The organism is Arthrobacter sp. TmtSoilC51, assembly GCF_055388015.1.
The window spans coordinates 4901937-4918389 of record NZ_AP035877.1; the positions used below are offsets into that span (position 1 = coordinate 4901937).

Annotated in this window: 16 protein-coding genes; 2 read left to right on the forward strand and 14 right to left on the reverse strand. The window is 62.9% G+C overall.

The window, feature by feature from the left end:
- Window position 1: 1 nt before the first annotated feature.
- Window positions 2-1234 carry a hypothetical protein gene (locus ACZ5G6_RS22430; RefSeq protein WP_498688265.1) on the reverse strand — a complete coding sequence of 411 codons (1233 nt, stop codon included), beginning with the start codon at window positions 1232-1234 and terminating at the stop codon, window positions 2-4.
- A 575-nt stretch (window positions 1235-1809) separates the two neighbouring features.
- On the opposite strand from ACZ5G6_RS22430, the gene ACZ5G6_RS22435 reads away from it, so the two are divergent.
- Both ACZ5G6_RS22435 and ACZ5G6_RS22440 read left to right on the forward strand, forming a co-directional pair.
- Entirely contained in the window at window positions 1810-2088 is a 279-nt protein-coding gene (locus tag ACZ5G6_RS22435; protein ID WP_498688266.1) for a hypothetical protein, read from the forward strand.
- Window positions 2081-2884 carry a hypothetical protein gene (locus tag ACZ5G6_RS22440; RefSeq protein WP_498688268.1) on the forward strand — a complete coding sequence of 268 codons (804 nt, stop codon included), beginning with the start codon at window positions 2081-2083 and terminating at the stop codon, window positions 2882-2884. The genes ACZ5G6_RS22435 and ACZ5G6_RS22440 overlap by 8 nt, the downstream gene beginning before the upstream one ends.
- An 84-nt stretch (window positions 2885-2968) precedes the next feature.
- Here the strand turns inward: ACZ5G6_RS22440 and ACZ5G6_RS22445 are convergent, their stop codons facing one another.
- From ACZ5G6_RS22445 to gcvT, 13 genes are all read right to left on the reverse strand, one after another.
- Window positions 2969-3334 carry a hypothetical protein gene (locus tag ACZ5G6_RS22445; RefSeq protein ID WP_223934994.1) on the reverse strand — a complete coding sequence of 122 codons (366 nt, stop codon included), beginning with the start codon at window positions 3332-3334 and terminating at the stop codon, window positions 2969-2971.
- A 98-nt stretch (window positions 3335-3432) separates the two neighbouring features.
- Window positions 3433-4503 carry an FUSC family protein gene (locus ACZ5G6_RS22450; protein ID WP_498688270.1) on the reverse strand — a complete coding sequence of 357 codons (1071 nt, stop codon included), beginning with the start codon at window positions 4501-4503 and terminating at the stop codon, window positions 3433-3435.
- A 163-nt stretch (window positions 4504-4666) separates the two neighbouring features.
- The gene (locus ACZ5G6_RS22455) at window positions 4667-5884 is read right to left on the reverse strand and encodes a hypothetical protein (RefSeq protein WP_498688272.1); all 1218 of its coding nucleotides are present in this window, start codon (window positions 5882-5884) and stop codon (window positions 4667-4669) included.
- A 47-nt stretch (window positions 5885-5931) separates the two neighbouring features.
- Window positions 5932-6438 (reverse strand): hypothetical protein, encoded by a 507-nt coding sequence (locus ACZ5G6_RS22460; RefSeq protein ID WP_498688274.1) that lies wholly within the window; start codon window positions 6436-6438, stop codon window positions 5932-5934.
- 1 nt (window position 6439) lies between these two features.
- On the reverse strand, window positions 6440-7306 hold the full coding sequence (locus ACZ5G6_RS22465) for a hypothetical protein (protein WP_498688276.1): 867 nt from the start codon (window positions 7304-7306) through the stop codon (window positions 6440-6442).
- A gap of 90 nt (window positions 7307-7396) precedes the next feature.
- Complete coding sequence (locus ACZ5G6_RS22470; protein ID WP_498688278.1) at window positions 7397-7852, reverse strand: hypothetical protein; 456 nt, start codon at window positions 7850-7852, stop codon at window positions 7397-7399.
- 511 nt (window positions 7853-8363) lie between these two features.
- Window positions 8364-9773 carry a serine/threonine-protein kinase gene (locus tag ACZ5G6_RS22475; protein ID WP_498688280.1) on the reverse strand — a complete coding sequence of 470 codons (1410 nt, stop codon included), beginning with the start codon at window positions 9771-9773 and terminating at the stop codon, window positions 8364-8366.
- Window positions 9774-9971: 198 nt separating this feature from the next.
- Window positions 9972-10586, reverse strand: a complete 615-nt coding sequence (locus tag ACZ5G6_RS22480) for a methylenetetrahydrofolate reductase (protein ID WP_498688281.1) — start codon at window positions 10584-10586, stop codon at window positions 9972-9974.
- A 21-nt stretch (window positions 10587-10607) separates the two neighbouring features.
- Window positions 10608-11615, reverse strand: a complete 1008-nt coding sequence (gene lipA / locus ACZ5G6_RS22485) for a lipoyl synthase (protein ID WP_224093011.1) — start codon at window positions 11613-11615, stop codon at window positions 10608-10610.
- A gap of 106 nt (window positions 11616-11721) precedes the next feature.
- Window positions 11722-13134 (reverse strand): L-serine ammonia-lyase, encoded by a 1413-nt coding sequence (locus ACZ5G6_RS22490; RefSeq protein ID WP_498688283.1) that lies wholly within the window; start codon window positions 13132-13134, stop codon window positions 11722-11724.
- Window positions 13135-13604: 470 nt separating this feature from the next.
- Entirely contained in the window at window positions 13605-14924 is a 1320-nt protein-coding gene (gene glyA, locus ACZ5G6_RS22495) for a serine hydroxymethyltransferase (protein ID WP_498688285.1), read from the reverse strand.
- Window positions 14921-15304: a glycine cleavage system protein GcvH gene (gene gcvH / locus ACZ5G6_RS22500; protein ID WP_498688287.1), complete on the reverse strand. Its 384-nt coding sequence runs from the start codon at window positions 15302-15304 to the stop codon at window positions 14921-14923. The genes glyA and gcvH overlap by 4 nt, the downstream gene beginning before the upstream one ends.
- Before the next feature lie 24 nt (window positions 15305-15328).
- On the reverse strand, window positions 15329-16450 hold the full coding sequence (gcvT, locus tag ACZ5G6_RS22505; RefSeq protein ID WP_498688289.1) for a glycine cleavage system aminomethyltransferase GcvT: 1122 nt from the start codon (window positions 16448-16450) through the stop codon (window positions 15329-15331).
- Window positions 16451-16453: the final 3 nt, after the last annotated feature.

Below are 16453 nucleotides of genomic sequence, written 5' to 3' on the forward strand. Positions count from 1 at the left end.
ACTAGTGGGGCAGTAGACCCAGCAGTGGGAGGGTAGCCGCCGTCGAAATTGCCATGGCCGCTGTGTTGCCGATGACCGGATGGAAGCCCTCCGGCAGCCGGGCGGAAATCGCCCTGGCAATGGGAGGGGCAAGCACGGCTCCGAGCAATGCGCCGCCGATGATGCCCTGCCACGAGCCGTCGTAGGCGAGCACGGCGGCTGGTGCCACCGAGACGAGCGATGCGTAAGTGGCCGCCCACCCACCGTTGCGGTACCAACGCCGCCAAAGGACCACGCCGATCGCCGAAGTGAGGGCCTGGGCGAACAGGATATGCGGAACCAGGGCGGAGCCATATGACGGCAGCGCTGGATTCAGCACGAACGCCATTGCGACGCCAAGGATCACGCCAGCGCTGGCGAGCTCGTTGGCGAAGAACTGGGTCTCGGTGAAGTCGGAGAGGACCCTTCGGGCTGTCCACAGGGCGTCTTTGAGGACAGGGTTACCGCCCGACGGCGGCTGGCTGGGTTGCGCCTGTGGAGCCCACTTGCGAAGTTCAAGCCATGGCAATTTCCGGGCAACGAGGAAAGCCAGTACTGATCCGAGGGACATGGCAAGGACGTTCGCCACTACAGGCTGAAGTCCCAGCGGCACGGCGACCGTTGGGATCAGCAGCAACGCCAACGGCGTGATGGTGAATGCCCCGAGTACGGCGCCGGTCACGCAGGTCCGCCAACCAGGTCCATACATCAGGACCACGGCGGGAGCCACGCATACGAAAGGCACAAACGTGGGCTGCCATCCGTCGTCGAGCATCCGCCCGAAGACCACGTTGGACAGCAGCAGGCTAAGGGATCCCGAGGTCAGCACCCACGGCCACAGGCCGGTGCCATACGTCAGCTGGCCGGCCCAGTGTTTGCCTCGCCAGACAGCCCACCAAGCCAACAGGGCCCCTGCCAGCAAGCCGCATGCCGCCAGCTCTGATTTGTAGAATTGGGGCTCGGTCATGTCGCCCAGGAACCATCTGGCCGCCGCCAAGGGCGAGTCGGCGGTCGAGGCAGCCCAGCCTTCAAACGCAGGGCCGAACCGCGGCGAATGCTGACCGAGCGCGTGCAAGACAAGTGCGAGCATTCCTGCGATGGTGACGACGGCGAACGCGCCCAGAGCAGTTCCGAAGGCCCCGCGTTCAGGTGCGGCCTTCCGGGCAGCGGGATCCGGCCGACGTCGGGGCGCGTCGTCGACAGCTGAGGTGAGCATCGTTGATAACCCCTAGCGTGCGATGTGGTGTAACTCGGAGCAGCGTAACCGAGCTGTCCACGCTGGCCCCATTCCGGTTGCTGCGGGGGATTTGTGACCGAAGAATGGGCAGAATGGTTCTGATTAGAAAACCATTCAGTATATACAAAATGGTTATTTTCTGAGAACCTTTAAGCATGGATGCTGTCACCACCAAAGAGGCCGCCAGGCGACTAGGAGTCAGCGATGTCGCCGTGCGTAAAATGCTGAAGGCCGGGCGCCTTACCGGCGACATAGTGGGCCACACGATTCTTATTGACCCCGCGTCCTTGCATCGCACTCTGGATTTGGGGAAACGCTCGGGTCGACTGTGGACGCCGAAGACCGCATGGGCTGCGCTTTGCTTGCTATCCGGGGACCAAGCGCCCTGGATAGAATCGGCCAGCAGGTATCGTTTGAGGCGTCGCCTGCGCGATCTCTCCGCCGGACAAGTTCAGCAACTTGCCAGGAATCGAGCGGAAGTGAAACGGTTTCGGGCAACGCCGACTGCCATCGACACACTTCAGGAAGCACTGATACCGACAGCAGGATCCGCTATGCGCAACAACGAGATCGGAGGCCGGTTCGGGCTCGCCGGTGGAGGAGGATTCTTCGACGGATACGCAGCGTCGGGAGACGGCAGTAGGCTTGCCGCTGCGCTAGGCATGGTCGAGGATCCCAACGGCAACGTAACCATCCGGGAGACGACCTTCACTGAGCCACTCGCGGAGCAGATGCCTCCCCTTGCCGCCATCGCGGTGGACCTCATGGATTCCTTGGCTACCCGGGAGCGTTCCGCTGGCACGCGCGTCCTTGAAGAGCTGCTAAATGGGTGAAGAAAACCGCCAGGATCGCGGCAAGCGGACTAGTCTCGTCATTCCCGCGCCAGTTGGAGGCTGGGGAAGCCCGTGGCCACAGTGCGTGGAGCTTGCCAGGGAGTTACCTGCCACCAAATGGACGCTCGTGGGTGGCCTTATGGTGCAGTTGCATGCGGCTGCCGCTGGCTTGCTGGTAACCCGGCCGACAGCCGATGTGGACATAGTCCTTCATGTCGAAACCGGGGCTGTAACCGCATCCGAGGTCACCGAATCGTTAGGCAGACTCGGCTATGAACTGCAACCTTCCATCGATAAATCCGCCCCCGCGCACCGCTTTGTCCGCGGCCAAGATCAAGTGGATGTCCTGATCGCTGACCATGGAGTCGCCAAGCCTCCGCAACGCCTTGGCGGGCGCGACATCTTCAGGCTCCCGGCGGGCACCCAGGCCTTGCAGCGCACCATCTACTGCCATATCAACACAGGCAATGAAGAAGTGACTATCAGCATTCCAAACTCGCTTGGCGCCTTGGTCCTGAAGGGCGCAGCATTTAGGGAAGACTCCCGTGATGGGCGTCGGCACCTCGATGACGCCGCGGTCCTGGCGGCAACCATTCACGACCCCCTGCAGATGGTTGCAGAACTTAAGGGCAGCGACCGCAGCCGTGCCCTGACACTCCACACCGCATTGCTGGATCCCCTTCATCCCTCTTGGCTCATGCTTGATGAAGATGATCGAGTCGTGGCCAGGGATGCCCTGCGCATCCTGGCTTCGAACCCCCAGGGCCTCGTTCTACCAACGGGATTACGGAAATGAATCGCCCCAGCGCACCGACACCTCCACCGGCGTCGAGCGCCTTGGAGGACTAACCGGAGCACCCGTACGTAGCCCTGCCCCCTGTCACTGCAGAAAGGATTCGATCTCTCCAGCCGGCAGCCCCGCTGCTTCGGCAAGGGCGCGGGGGTCGACTCCGGCATCGACTGCCTTCTTGAAGGCCAAGGCGAGGGTGTTCTGGGAGATAGCCAGCTCATGTTGAAGGCTTTGGCGGCGAAGAGCAGCCAACCAGACGCCGCTGACGGGATCCATGGCGTCGATGTCCATTCTGAATCCGCAACTGCAAGACCATTCCGGCCAGACCGGCTCAACCGTGATCCACTGCATTGAGTCGTAGGCGGGTCCTGCGGAGATCGCCATGTGTGAACCGCAATGTACGGGCCCCATGGGGAGTAGCGGTTCCGCGGCAACATCCACGGTGTTCTCAGCCACTGGTGTGGAACTTGGTTCACTCAGCGCGACTGTCATCGTCTTCTCCACACATTCCCTAGTAACTATCTTGGCTATCTAGTTATATGTGTACTGATGATTTAAGTCCAACCAGCCGGGGCAGTTGCCCTCGCCCGCCGCCATAGGGCCGGAGCCATCACCACGGCAACGCCGACGGCGGCACCGATCACGGTTTCGATGATGCGGTCCCTCAACAGCAGGCCGGGATCAACAGGGGCGGCCAGCAAAGTGGCAATCAGGGCAAGCGGCGTCACGAAGATTTGCGCCACCAGATACTGCCGGGCGATAAACATCTCGGCGCCGAACTGGCAAGCTGCGATCACCAGGACCATGGCCCACGGCGCCGGATTGAGCCACAGGATGCCGGCAAGCAGCACCAATCCGATCACCGTTCCGGCGATTCTTTGTACGCCACGGCTTACACGGTGGCGCGTCGAATGCCCCACCAACGGAACCACTGCCGCAACCATCGCCCAATACGTGTGCCCGAAGCCGAGCCGCTCCCCCACCACCGTCGCGATGGTCCCCGCAAGGCCTGCGGCAATAAGGTATCCGCCGCCCTCCAACCAAGCTGCCCGGCGTTCGAGCGCGGTGTGACGGATGCGGGGCGGCCGCTTCCATGGGGTCCTGTGCCCCTTGAGCACCCGGGACGACATGCCGATCAGCAGGCAGAAGAGAGTGGTCCCTACTGCGACCAGCATGGCCTCCCACAGCGGCGGCTGCGCAGGGATGGATGCGATTGCAGCGAAGGCGAAGATGTGAAAGAGGGAGCCGCCTGGCCGCAGCCTCCATGCGGCGACCACCACCGAGCACCCGCCCGCAACAAGGGTGGTTGCAGCAGTAAGGAGCCACGAATACGTGGCACCTTCAATGCCCCATGCTTGCGCTGCACGGGACATGAGCGTGGCCAACAAAATGATCAGCAGCATGAAACCGCCGGCACGCAATTGGCTTCGTAAGCGCACGCTGTGGGGTTCGTTGCGGCCATAGATGCCAGTAAATGCACCGAACGAGGCAAACACGGCCAGGTCCAACCGCCCCATCAGGGTCAGCGTAATCAGCGGAACGAATACCCCTACAGCGCAGCGGAGAGCCGGGTGATGGTCCTTGTTTCCCGGACCCATGGTGAACATTTCCGCTACAGCCTTCAAGGGGCGGCTCGCCTTTCGTCGCAGGATCAAAACGTACGACGGCGGCGCTGGCGTCCGCTTCAAGGCTACGCTCCGGGCGCTGGACTACTGCGGGTTTGTGCACAGATAGTGCCCCTTATCACGAGGAATAAGGGGCACTATCAGTGTTGCGCATTACTTGTTGCTAGAAGCGGGAGGCTGTACCTGGCTGGGTGGTCGTTGCCAGCGGGTTGCTCGCAATATCCGTAATGCCGGATGCCGGGGTGTAGGTCGGGAAGATCGTGGTTGACGTTAGCGTCGCACCTCCACTTGTCCCCGCACCCAGGGTGATGGTGAGCGTATTGACGGTGGGGTTCCAGATAAGGCTGGAACCGTTGGAGTTGTTTCCAGCGAAGGTGAGGGCAGTGGAGGTGTAGTCGCCTCCGAGACTGACGGATCCAATTCTCAGGGATGGGCACGCCGTGCCGGTCACCGTGAGCACATCAGCCGCACTGATGTTGACTACGACCTGGCTGCTTCCGTTGCCGTTTTGCGTCTGAGTAGTGGTGTTGCTTGTCCAAGCACTGCAAATGGTGTTGGCGCTGAGTGGCTCCGAGAAGGTCAGGGTGACCGAGTCTCCTTGCTCTACCTTGCCAAGGGTCGAACCACCGTTATTGAGCTTTACCCCGGTTACAGTTGGCGAGCTCACGTCCTTGGTGGATGTCGCCGTTCCCGCAGGACCGATGTTGCCCGCTGCATCGGTTGCCCGTGCGGAGTAGTTAATGGTCCCGGGGCTAAAGGCGCTCAGGTTCAATGGCGTGGCCGTCCAGTTACCGGAACTGTTGGCGCTTAGTGTCTGGGTGATGGGCGAGGCTCCTGTGCCCGTTACGGTTAGAGCCACCGAAGACAAGGCCTCTGCCGTACCGCTCACGTTAACAGCGGTGACGTTGCCGCTGTGGACATACGTTGGTGCGGTCACGGTCGGGGCGAGGGGCGGCGTGGCATCCACTGCGGTAACTGCGCTCCGCGCGCTTTCAGCACCCTGCCACTGGGAGAGTGTCGGCGTCACTGTGTAATACCAGTTTCCGGTGGCAACCCCACTGTCCACGCAGCTCAGCCCCACCACTGTTCCTCCACAGGTTCCCGTGGCCGCCACCGCCGTGCCGCCAGTCGCTGAGGCGTAGCGGACGATGCTGTACCCGGTCACGGACCTGCCTGCCGCCGTCGTGCTCGCAGCCCAAGTGACCGTCACGCTACTTCCGGAAACGGCGGTAGTGGGCTTGGCGCCCTGGGCGACGGCGTCAGCCTTGGCTGCGCCGAAGTTGCTACTGACGGAACTCCAGAAGGCACTGGCGGCTGGGCCACCCCAAGAGACGAGGAAGATGCCAAGAACGATCACAAGGACGCGGTTCCATGCGCCCATCGTTGCCCGAGCTGGGGACGATGAAGCAGCGGACTGACGAAGCGGGCTCACTTCCGTACCTCCAGCGTGACGGGGACCTTAAATTGGGCGCCTTGGCAGGCGGAAAGTGAGGCCGCGCTCATACTGGCCGCACCCGGGAGAGTCAGCAGGATAGACGTATTCGCCTGAATGGTTACGGGCTGGGCCAACGGCGACGGCGGGGGCGTGAACGTCACGCCGGTGGTGGTGCAGCCGGGATGCGCGGCATCGGCGGTCACGGCACCGTTGGCCGCAATTCCATAGACGGTAACGGCATGGCTATTGGGGTTGGTTGCCCGGAGAATGACGTCGGCTGTTCCACCGGGAACCAGGCTTGTCTGCAGGGTATCCCCCGCGACAAGCGCATCCACAGTCACGGTTTGCATGGTTCCGGTGGTCGCCGAACCACTGCCGACGCCAGTGGTGGCCCAATATGCATAGGCGGTCCCTGCGCCGCCCAGGATGCAGAGGGCCACAGTGGCAGCAGTGGTGCGGGCGATCCGTCCGCTACGGGGCTTGCGGTTGAGCGTCTTCATGTCAGTTCGCCTGTCCCGTCCCGGAGTACGTGAGTTGGAGGGTCGCGCCCTTGCAACCATCCTGGAGCTGCAACGTGTCCAGCATCCTCACTCGGGGCCATTTGCTTTCGAGCACGTGCAGCGAGGTCAGCGTGCTGGGCCCGGAGGGAGCTGTTAGCGGGTAGCTCCCGGTGTATTGGGTGACCTGGTAGTCAGCACTGCTGCAGGGGAGGTTGGCCGCCACCGCTGCCGGCGTGCGCACCACCTGCGCAATCGCAACCGTCAGGTTGGTGATGGCTATGCTCTTGTTCTCGGGGTTGGAAATCTGTAGCTCCACTGCCTGGGACACCCCTGGCGCCAGCAGCCCACTCAATGAGCCCGTGACGCCGAAGGTCCGTTTGACTTCCTGGACCTGCAACTGCCCGGGTGCTGCGTTCGACTGGACCACATTCGACTGGCCTGTGCCGCTGGTCCCCGTCACGGTGAAGTCGGACTTGCCGGCCGGCGTGGTGGGCGACGTGGTGACCGTCAACGTCACCTGCGAGGTGGTGCCGGCTCCCAGAACCACCGGCGACGGCGACCATGCGGCCGCCGCTCCAGCCGGAAGGCCCACAACGGTGAACGTCACGGGTCCAGTGAAGCCGCCCGTGGAGGTGGCTGACACCGTAAAGGTGGTGGACTGCCCTTGGTCCAAACTGCGGTTCGAGGGCGACAACGCCACCGTAATCCCCTTGGCTACCTTGGCCGGGTTGCCTTGCGTAGCGCTTTGCCCACTGCTTGCAGCGACAGCCGCCACCGGAACAAGGGCCACCACGAGCGCAAGAAAAAGCGTCCGAAGTGGTACGGCAGCTCGACGGAAAGGCGCGGGGCGCTCTGGCCGGTGGTCCATGGAAGCTCTTTTCGGACGGATGCGTTTCATGCGGGAGGAATGCGTAGGCCGGGGACCACCACTCGCAAGGTGGTCCCCGGCAGCCTGACGCTACTGGCTGGAGACGTTGACCGTGACGGTCGCGGACTTGCAGGCGTCCTGGTTGGCCGTGGCGCTGTCGTTGAACTTCAGGGTTCCGCTGCCCACCGAGGTTCCCGTGGAGTTGGCGGCCACGACAGAATTGCTTGTGTTGGCAGTAACCTCAAACCAGGATGGGAGACAGCCGGGATCGCTGGTGGTCACATTTGCCGACAGGGCTCCAACGACGGTGCTTGACGTGGTCGAGTTGTCGGCGGTGTAGGCCACTGCAGTTTGGTTGCCCGGTGCCAGGCCGGCATTGAACGTTGCGTGCAGCGTGACGGTTCCCCCACCGGCTGAGTTGGCGGCTGAGCCGCTGCCGGAACCTGTGGTAGTCCAGTAGGCGTAGGCAGCTCCGCCACCTACGGCTACCAATGCCACGCCTGCGACGGTGGCGGTGATCCGGCTCTTCTTGGAAAGCTTGCGCATGGTATGACTCCTTGGTTGATCTTTTTTCCGGGGAGCCGCATCGCAACCCCCAGCATCCGACCCTTTTCGACGGATGAAGCGATGTCCCCAATAGTTCAGTCAGCAGTGGCCCCGCGGCTACTCTTGGGTGTACGCCTCTTTTCCGCCCGACCAAGGGGTCAGGAATACGCTGAACGGGCGGCGAGTACTCAGTCAGCCGAGAGGGACTACTTGGTTGGACGTTGCGTCATTACGGCGTAGAACGGGCTCGGGTGCCGATTTGATGGCGCGCTTCGTCCCGCCAGCACTTGGCTTCCGGCGTTTGTGAGTATGCTGGCAGCGGTTGGATCAGGAGTACTCAGTTTTAGGCGGCCCGGTACCTGACCCGAGGAGGTCGCTGCGGCCGGGCATTCAGGAAATTCAGCGCCCACTGAGCCAACATTGTGCCCATCTTGAGCAAAAACTGCGCTGGTGTTCGACTGTGTTCGGGGATGAAGGGTGCATCAAATAAAGAGTGCCTCGCCGAGACCTTTCAGTTCCCGCCCTTGCCCTTGCCCTTCTTTTCGTCTCCTCGGCCCTTTTCGTCGTATTGGCCGCCCCCTTGGCCCGCACCCGCTGATGTGCTGTCCCCTGGCTCAACGACCGCCGGTGATTCGGTTTCCTGCGCAACCTCGGTTGGGCTGGCCTGTTGGCTCACCTCTGACGATGGAGCGCCTCCTGGCCCGTTGCCGGAGTTGGCCGGGGGCAGCAGAACGGTTTGCACCGGCCCCGGAATGAGAACTGTTTCCACCGGCCCCGGGGTGGTAATTGTCACCACCGGCGCTGGAGTCCCAACCGGGGAGGGGAGGTCGGATTGCTGGGTAACCGGAGAGGGCGATGTGACGTCTGCTGGCAGGCGGTCCTGGCCGGACAGCGCCACCGCGAGGGGGATTGCTATCGCTGTCGCAAGAAGCACCATCAACAATGCCCCGAGCTGGCCCCTTCCCCCAACTTTGTGATGCTGGATGGACATTGGGCTGGTTGCCGGCACGGCGGGCGACCTGGCAGGCAGAGGTGGCAACAGCGCGGTAGGTGCGTGAGCGTAAGCGTCTTGCCAGGGGCGGCCGAGGAATTCTTCGATCTCCTGAGCGGTGGACCTGTTGGCTGGCTCAAGGTCCGTCATGGACTTCAGCAACTCAGCTATGGGGTGATGGATTTGCTCCGGGATGACCGGTGCACGGTGAAGACGGGCTGCGGCCGATTCAATGGGCGTCCCAGGATATTCCGCCCTGCCCGTGAGGCATTCCAAAAGCACCAGGCCGAGGGAGTAGATATCGCTGGCAGGAGTCAAGGGCCGGCCGAGCGCTTGTTCCGGGCTGAGGTACTGGGCCGTTCCCACGGTCATTCCGGTGGCGGTCAGGCGGCTGCCTTCCAAGATCCGGGCCACGCCAAAGTCGGCGAGTTTGACGATGCGATCGGGTCCCGGAGTCTCTGAAACCAGGATGTTGGCCGGCTTGATGTCCCGATGAATCACTCCCCGGCCGTGAACCTGCACCAGGGCACCCGCAAGGGCGTGGCCAATGTGCGTTGTTTCCGCGAGGCTGAGTGGGCCCTCAGCAAGCACCGAACGCAGATTATGGCCGGAAACCAGTTCCATGACGAGGAAGGCTTGCGGCGGACCGGATGTGCCGGTGTCCACGCCGGCGTCGTAGATGTGCACCAAGCCAGGGTGGTCAAATCCTGCCAGCAACCGCATCTCTGCCTGCTGGCGCTCTTCAAAGCCCTCGTCGCCTGAGCCCGGGGAAAAGATCTTAAGTGCAACATCGCGCTGCAGGACTTCATCCCGGGCCTTGCAGACAGTGGACATCGCCCCGTGCCCGAGTAGCTCCAGAATCCGGTAGCGGCCGTTGAGTATGTCCCCGCCGCCTGCTGGATCAACGAAAGCTTCCCCGCCTGCCCTCACGGCCCTACACCTCTTGCGTCTAAGCGCGCTGCGCCGACTTACCCCCCCCATTTATCCTGCGCTGCGATGCAGTTGCTAAGTGACCTTCTTACGGCAAACGTACAGCCTCCGCCCCACCTTGCCAACCATGAAGTGTGCTACTACTTTTCCCGGAAAAATCAGGGGATTCCGCACCTCAAACTCCGGTTTGGCGGCGCCCTAAACGATGGGTTGCGGGGTTGGGAGTGCGCCCAAAGAATTGAAGCTGTAAAGCTGCTTGGGTACAGCCCCCGCCACGCCTGCCCAGACTGGCAGGAGCAGACCCTCGCGCCGGAGCATGGCCACATAATCCTGGATCTTGTCCGCCGAGAAACACATCTGCGTGACGATTTTCGTGGCGAACTCCTGCTTCTCCAGCAGGGCATCAACCAAATGCAGGCTTGTAATGTCCGGATGCCCCTCGGGGTACCCAGCCACTCCAACACCCATCGCACCGGAGGTTATCTGGGCAATATCGCGCAGCAATTCCCCACCTGTGGAATACGAACCCGAGGGCTGCCCGTCGCCACCGATGGCGAAGACTTCGGTGATGCCCGACGCCGAGCAGTCACCCAGTATGGCTGACAACTCGCCGCGGCTTTCAAGAGCCTTGGCAGCAAGATGGGGAACCACGGTATAGCCGAGTTCCCTCAGCTGGACCGCGGCACGAAGTGTGGCACCGACACCATGCTTCGGCAGGCAGGTAACGCTGATCGCGGTGGATGTAGGCAACGTCTTGCTGACAACGTCCACGATTCCCTCGGACGGGATGATCTCAACACGAAGGGGAAGCATGAGGTGTCCTTTTGAACTGGGTTAGGCGTGGGCGGCGAGGATGGTGGAGGCTTCCTGGCGGGTGGTGCCGGAGGACTCGATGTGGGCCAGGGCGGCGGGGATTTCCCAGCCCTTCTTGCGCATCGCGGTGGCCCACAAACGCCCGGCACGGTACGAGGAGCGGACCAGGGGCCCGGACATGACACCAAGGAACCCGATCTCCTCGGCCTCGTGCTGGAGGTCCACGAACTCCTGCGGCTTGACCCAGCGGTCCACGGGCAGGTGCCGTTCGGAGGGGCGCAGGTACTGGGTGATCGTGATCAAATCACAGCCGGCCGCGTGCAGGTCCCGCAGGGCTTCGGAGATTTCCTCCCGGGTTTCGCCCATGCCCAGGATCAGGTTGGACTTGGTCACCATGCCCAGGTCCCGGCCCTGGGTGATGACATCCAGGGACCGTTCGTACCGGAACGCCGGGCGGATCCGCTTGAAGATCCGCGGCACGGTCTCCACGTTGTGCGCGAACACCTCGGGCTTGGAATCGCAGATCGCGGCGATGTGTTCGGGTTTGCCGGAGAAGTCCGGGATCAGCAGCTCCACCCCGGTGCCCGGGTTCAGTTCGTGGATCTTGCGGACCGTTTCGGCGTACAGCCAGACACCTTCATCGGCGAGGTCATCACGGGCCACGCCCGTGACCGTGGCGTAGCGCAGCTGCATCGCCTGCACGGACCGGGCCACCTTGGTGGGTTCGAACATGTCCACCGGGGAAGGCTTGCCGGTATCGATCTGGCAGAAATCACAGCGCCGCGTGCATTCGGACCCGCCGATCAGGAACGTCGCTTCCTTGTCTTCCCAGCACTCGAAAATATTCGGGCAGCCGGCCTCCTCACAAACCGTGTGCAGGCCTTCCTTCTTCACCAGGTTCTTCAACCCGACGAACTCCGGCCCCATCTGGACCTTGGCCTTGATCCACTCGGGCTTGCGTTCAACCGGGACAGCCGAGTTGCGCTGCTCAACGCGCAGCAACTTACGGCCTTCAGGTGCCAGGGTCATGGGTTTACTTCCTTGTTTGTTGTCTCATTTGTCCGTTGCCAGGCCCGCTATGCGCCCTTCAAGTACGTTCAATCGCGCAAAGCAGGCCCCACAACGCAGGTAAGTGTCAGCATTCGACGACGTTCACGGCCAGGCCGCCCATCGCGGTTTCCTTGTACTTGGAGGACATGTCCTTGCCCGTCTCGCGCATGGTCACGATCACCTCATCCAGCGACACCCGGTGCGTCCCATCCCCCCAGAGCGCCATCTTCGCCGCGTTGATCGCCTTCGCCGCCGCGATCGCGTTCCGCTCAATACACGGAATCTGCACCAACCCACCAATCGGATCACACGTCAACCCCAGGTTGTGTTCCATCGCGATCTCCGCCGCGTTCTCCACCTGCCCCGGCGTACCACCCATCACCTCGGCCAACCCCGCAGCAGCCATCGACGACGCCGAACCCACCTCGCCCTGGCACCCGACCTCCGCACCGGAAATCGACGCCTGCTCCTTGTACAACACACCCACCGCACCCGCGGCCAGCAGGAACTTCACCACCACATCGTCCTTATCAGCCTGGGTGGCCTTGTCCATGCCCGGGGCATAATGCAACGCGTAATACAACACCGCCGGGATAATCCCCGCCGCACCATTCGTCGGCGCCGTGACCACCCGCCCACCAGTGGCGTTCTCCTCATTGACCGCCAACGCGATCAGGTTCACCCACTCCTGCCAATACTTCGGATCGTTGCGGTCCTTGTCCTCCTTCAACAACCGCTCCAGCCAGTCAGGAGCACGACGACGGACCCGTAGACCCCCGGGCAACACACCCTCACGCTTCAGGCTCGTCTCAACACAAGCCTCCATCACATGCCAGATATGCAACAACCCCTCCCGGATCTCCTCCTCCGACCGGGACGCCCGCTCATTGATGAACATGATGTCGCTGATCCCCAAACCCTTCGACGCACACCGGCCCAGCAACTCAGCAGCCGTACGGAACGGCAACGGCAACTCCGCCTTCGTCTCCTCCAACTCCGCCCGCGCCGCGTCCTCCTCACCCTCACGGACAATGAACCCACCACCGACAGAGAAGAACGTCGCCTCCCGCAATACCTCACCCCCGGCATCAGAGACAGCGAACTTCATCCCGTTCGTATGCCGCGGCAACACCGTCAACGGATGCAACACCATATCCTCCACCGCATACGGCAGCTCTACGCCTTCTCCTGAGGCACCGGCAAGATTCAAGACACCTGTCTCAGCGATCGTCGCGAGCCGCTCCTCCACTTCATCAGGCAGGATCAACTCCGGGTGGTAACCCTCAAGGCCCAACAGGGTCGCAGTCATGGTCCCATGCCCACGGCCAGTCGCAGCCAAAGAGCCATACAAGTCAACCCGCAGCGACGCGACCGAGCCCAGGACACCGGCGTCCTTGAGCTCGCCAGCAAACACCGCAGCAGCCCGCATCGGCCCCACAGTATGCGAACTCGACGGGCCAATACCCACAGAGAACAAATCGAAAACACCAACAGCCATGGCTGAATCCCTTTCGGGGGAGAAAGAACGAGCAAAACTTAGTGTGGGGGCCGGGCCCAATCCCGAGCCAAGGCGGCGCCGGCCCCCGTGGAGGTCCCAGTGCGAACCTCCAGACCCGGTTTTTGTGTGCGGCATTCGTTCCCAGCAAATGCCACACCCGGGAGATCAAAACATGCCCACCCTCGGCAGCCAGACCCATTTCTCAAACAAACGAACCGCAAGCCCGGGCCCCGGAACGCCAACCCCCTGCTGCCCTTTTGGGGCCGGCATCCGGAAGCGGGCGTCTAAGGGAGCTTCGCGTCCGCTCAGCGGGCGCTCAAGCGACCGAGCCCGCGGAGGATGTCGGCCCCAACGGGCCGAACCGAGCCCGCGGAGGATGTCGGCCCCAACGGGCCGAACCGAGCCCGCGGAGGATGTCGGCCCCAACGGGCCGAACCGAGCCCGCGGAGGATGTCGGCCCCAACGGGTTCTCAGGCGAGGTTCGCAACACCCGGGTAGAGCGGGTGCGCGGCGGCAAGTGCCTCAACGCGGTGCCGCAACCCCGAAAGGTCCGTACCGGCGTCGGCCGTCAACGCCTCGGCGATGATATCCGCAACCTCGCGGAAGGCAGCTTCCCCGAAGCCCCGCGTAGCGAGTGCCGGGGTGCCGATCCGCAGGCCAGAGGTGACCATTGGCGGGCGCGGGTCGAACGGGACGGCGTTGCGGTTGACGGTGATGTCGATTGCGGCGAGGCGGTCCTCGGCCTGCTGGCCGTCCAGTTCGCAGTTGCGCAGGTCGACGAGCACCAAGTGCACGTCGGTGCCGCCGGAGACAACGGAGATGCCCTTGGCTGCGACGTCGGGTTGGACCAAGCGTTCGGCGAGGATCCGGGCACCGGCAAGAACACGTTCCTGGCGCTCACGGAACTCGGCCGAGGCGGCGATCTTGAACGCGACGGCCTTGCCGGCGATCACGTGCTCGAGCGGCCCGCCCTGCTGACCAGGGAACACAGCCGAGTTGATCTTCTTGGCGATGTCGGCGTCGTTGGAGAGGATGATGCCGCCACGCGGACCGGCGAGGGTCTTGTGCGTCGTCGACGTCGTGACGTGCGCGTGCGGTACCGGCGACGGGTGCAGCCCCGCAGCAACCAGACCGGCGAAGTGCGCCATATCCACCATGAGGTAGGCACCGACGGAGTCGGCGATGCGGCGGAACTCAGCGAAATCCAGCTGCCGCGCGTAAGCGGACCAGCCGGCAACGATAAGAGCCGGCTTGTGCTCCTGGGCCAGGCGCTCCACCTCGGCCATGTCCACAGTGTGGGTGTCCTCGCGGACGCCGTAGGGAACCACGTTGTAGAGCTTGCCGGAGAAGTTGATCCGCATGCCGTGCGTCAGGTGGCCGCCGTGGGCCAGGTTCAGGCCCATTATGGTGTCGCCCGGCTTGATCAGCGCGTGCATCACTGAGGCGTTCGCCTGCGCACCGGAGTGCGGCTGGACGTTCGCGAATTCGGCACCGAAGAGGGACTTGATGCGGTCGATCGCGAGCTGCTCGATCACGTCAACGTGCTCACAACCGCCGTAGTATCGCTTGCCCGGGTAGCCCTCGGCGTACTTGTTGGTCAGCACGGAGCCCTGGGCCTGCATCACAGCAACGGCAGTGTGGTTCTCGGAGGCGATCATTTCCAGGCCATCGCGCTGGCGGCCCAGTTCGTCGTCGATCTTCGCTGCGATCTCAGGATCGAGGTCTGCTAGCTGTGCATCCAACGACGCCGAAACTACCTGCGCGAATTCGGTCACGGCTGCCGGGTTCACAGTTCGCCACCGTTCGTTGCAGCGTATTCCTCAGCCGACATGAGTGGGCCTTCTGCTGTGGCCGCCACCTTGAACAGCCAGCCAGCACCATAGGGATCGTTGTTGATAAGCGCGGGATCGCCGACAACGGCGTCGTTGGTCTCGGTCACCTCACCCGTCACCGGCGAGTACAGGTCCGATACCGACTTGGTGGACTCGACCTCACCACACGTCTCACCTGCGGTCACAGTGGAACCGACCTCAGGAAGGTCCACGTAAACAATGTCGCCCAAGGCATCCGCAGCAACAGCAGAGATCCCAATCCCCACAGGCCCGGCCCCATCCGAAGCAACCCATTCGTGCTCAGCCGAGTATTTCAGTTCAGCAACTACTTTGCTCATTCCAATTCCTAACTTCTGGTCTGCTTATTTTTGGCGCTTGTAGAACGGCAGCTGAACGATCTCGAACGGCTCAGCTTTTCCGCGGAGGTCGACCTCAAGCACCGTGCCCGGTTCTGAATGCTCGACGTCGACATACGCCAACGCCACGGGGTAACCGAGCGTCGGGCTCGGCTGGCCGGAGGTGACTTCGCCGATGAGCGAGCCGTCCTTGAGGACCGAGTAGTGGGCGCGGGCCGCACGTCGGCCGGTTCCCTTGAGGCCGACGAGCTTCTGTCCGATGGTGGAACCAACGCCCGCGGCCTTGATCGCAGTCAGGGCCTCCTTGCCAATGAAGTCGCTTTCCTTGGCCAAGGAGACCACCGGTCCCAGTCCGGCCGCGTAGGCGTTGACGTAGCGGGAGAGCTCGTTGCCATAGAGCGGCATACCCGCTTCGAGACGCAGGGAGTCACGTGCTGCAAGGCCCGCGGGGATGAGGCCGTGGCCTTCGCCGGCTTCAAGCAGGGCTTCCCAGAGGCCGGCTGCGTCAACGTTCGGGATGTAGATCTCGAAGCCGTCTTCGCCGGTGTAACCAGTGCGGGCCAGCAACAGGTCCTGCCCGTTAATCTCAACCTCAACAGCGGCGTAGTACTTCAGTTCGGTCACGAGGGCGTGCTGCTCGGCGGGGACCAAGGTCAGCAGAATGGCCTCCGCGTTCGGACCCTGCACTGCGATCAGGGACGTCTCAGCCGAGGCGTCCTCGACTACGACGTCGAAGCCGGCGGCCCGTTCCAGCAGAGCCGCCGCAACAACCTTGGCGTTGCCCGCGTTGGGGACCACGAGGTACTTGTCTTCAGCGCGACGGTAAGAAATGAGGTCGTCGATGATGCCGCCGTCGGCGTTGCAGATCAGCGAGTACTTGGCCTTGCCCACTGCGATCGCGGACAACTTGCCCACCAGCGCGTAGTCCAGGAAGGCGGCCGCGTCAGGGCCGCTGACCCAAACTTCACCCATGTGGGAGAGGTCAAAGAGGCCAGCCGCGTTACGGACGGCGTGGTGCTCGGCGAGTTCGGACTCGTACTTAAGGGGCATCTGCCAGCCGCCGAAGTCAGTGAACGAGGCTCCGGCTTTTTTGTGCTGCTCGTAGAGAGCGGTGTAGTTCTCAGTCATGGA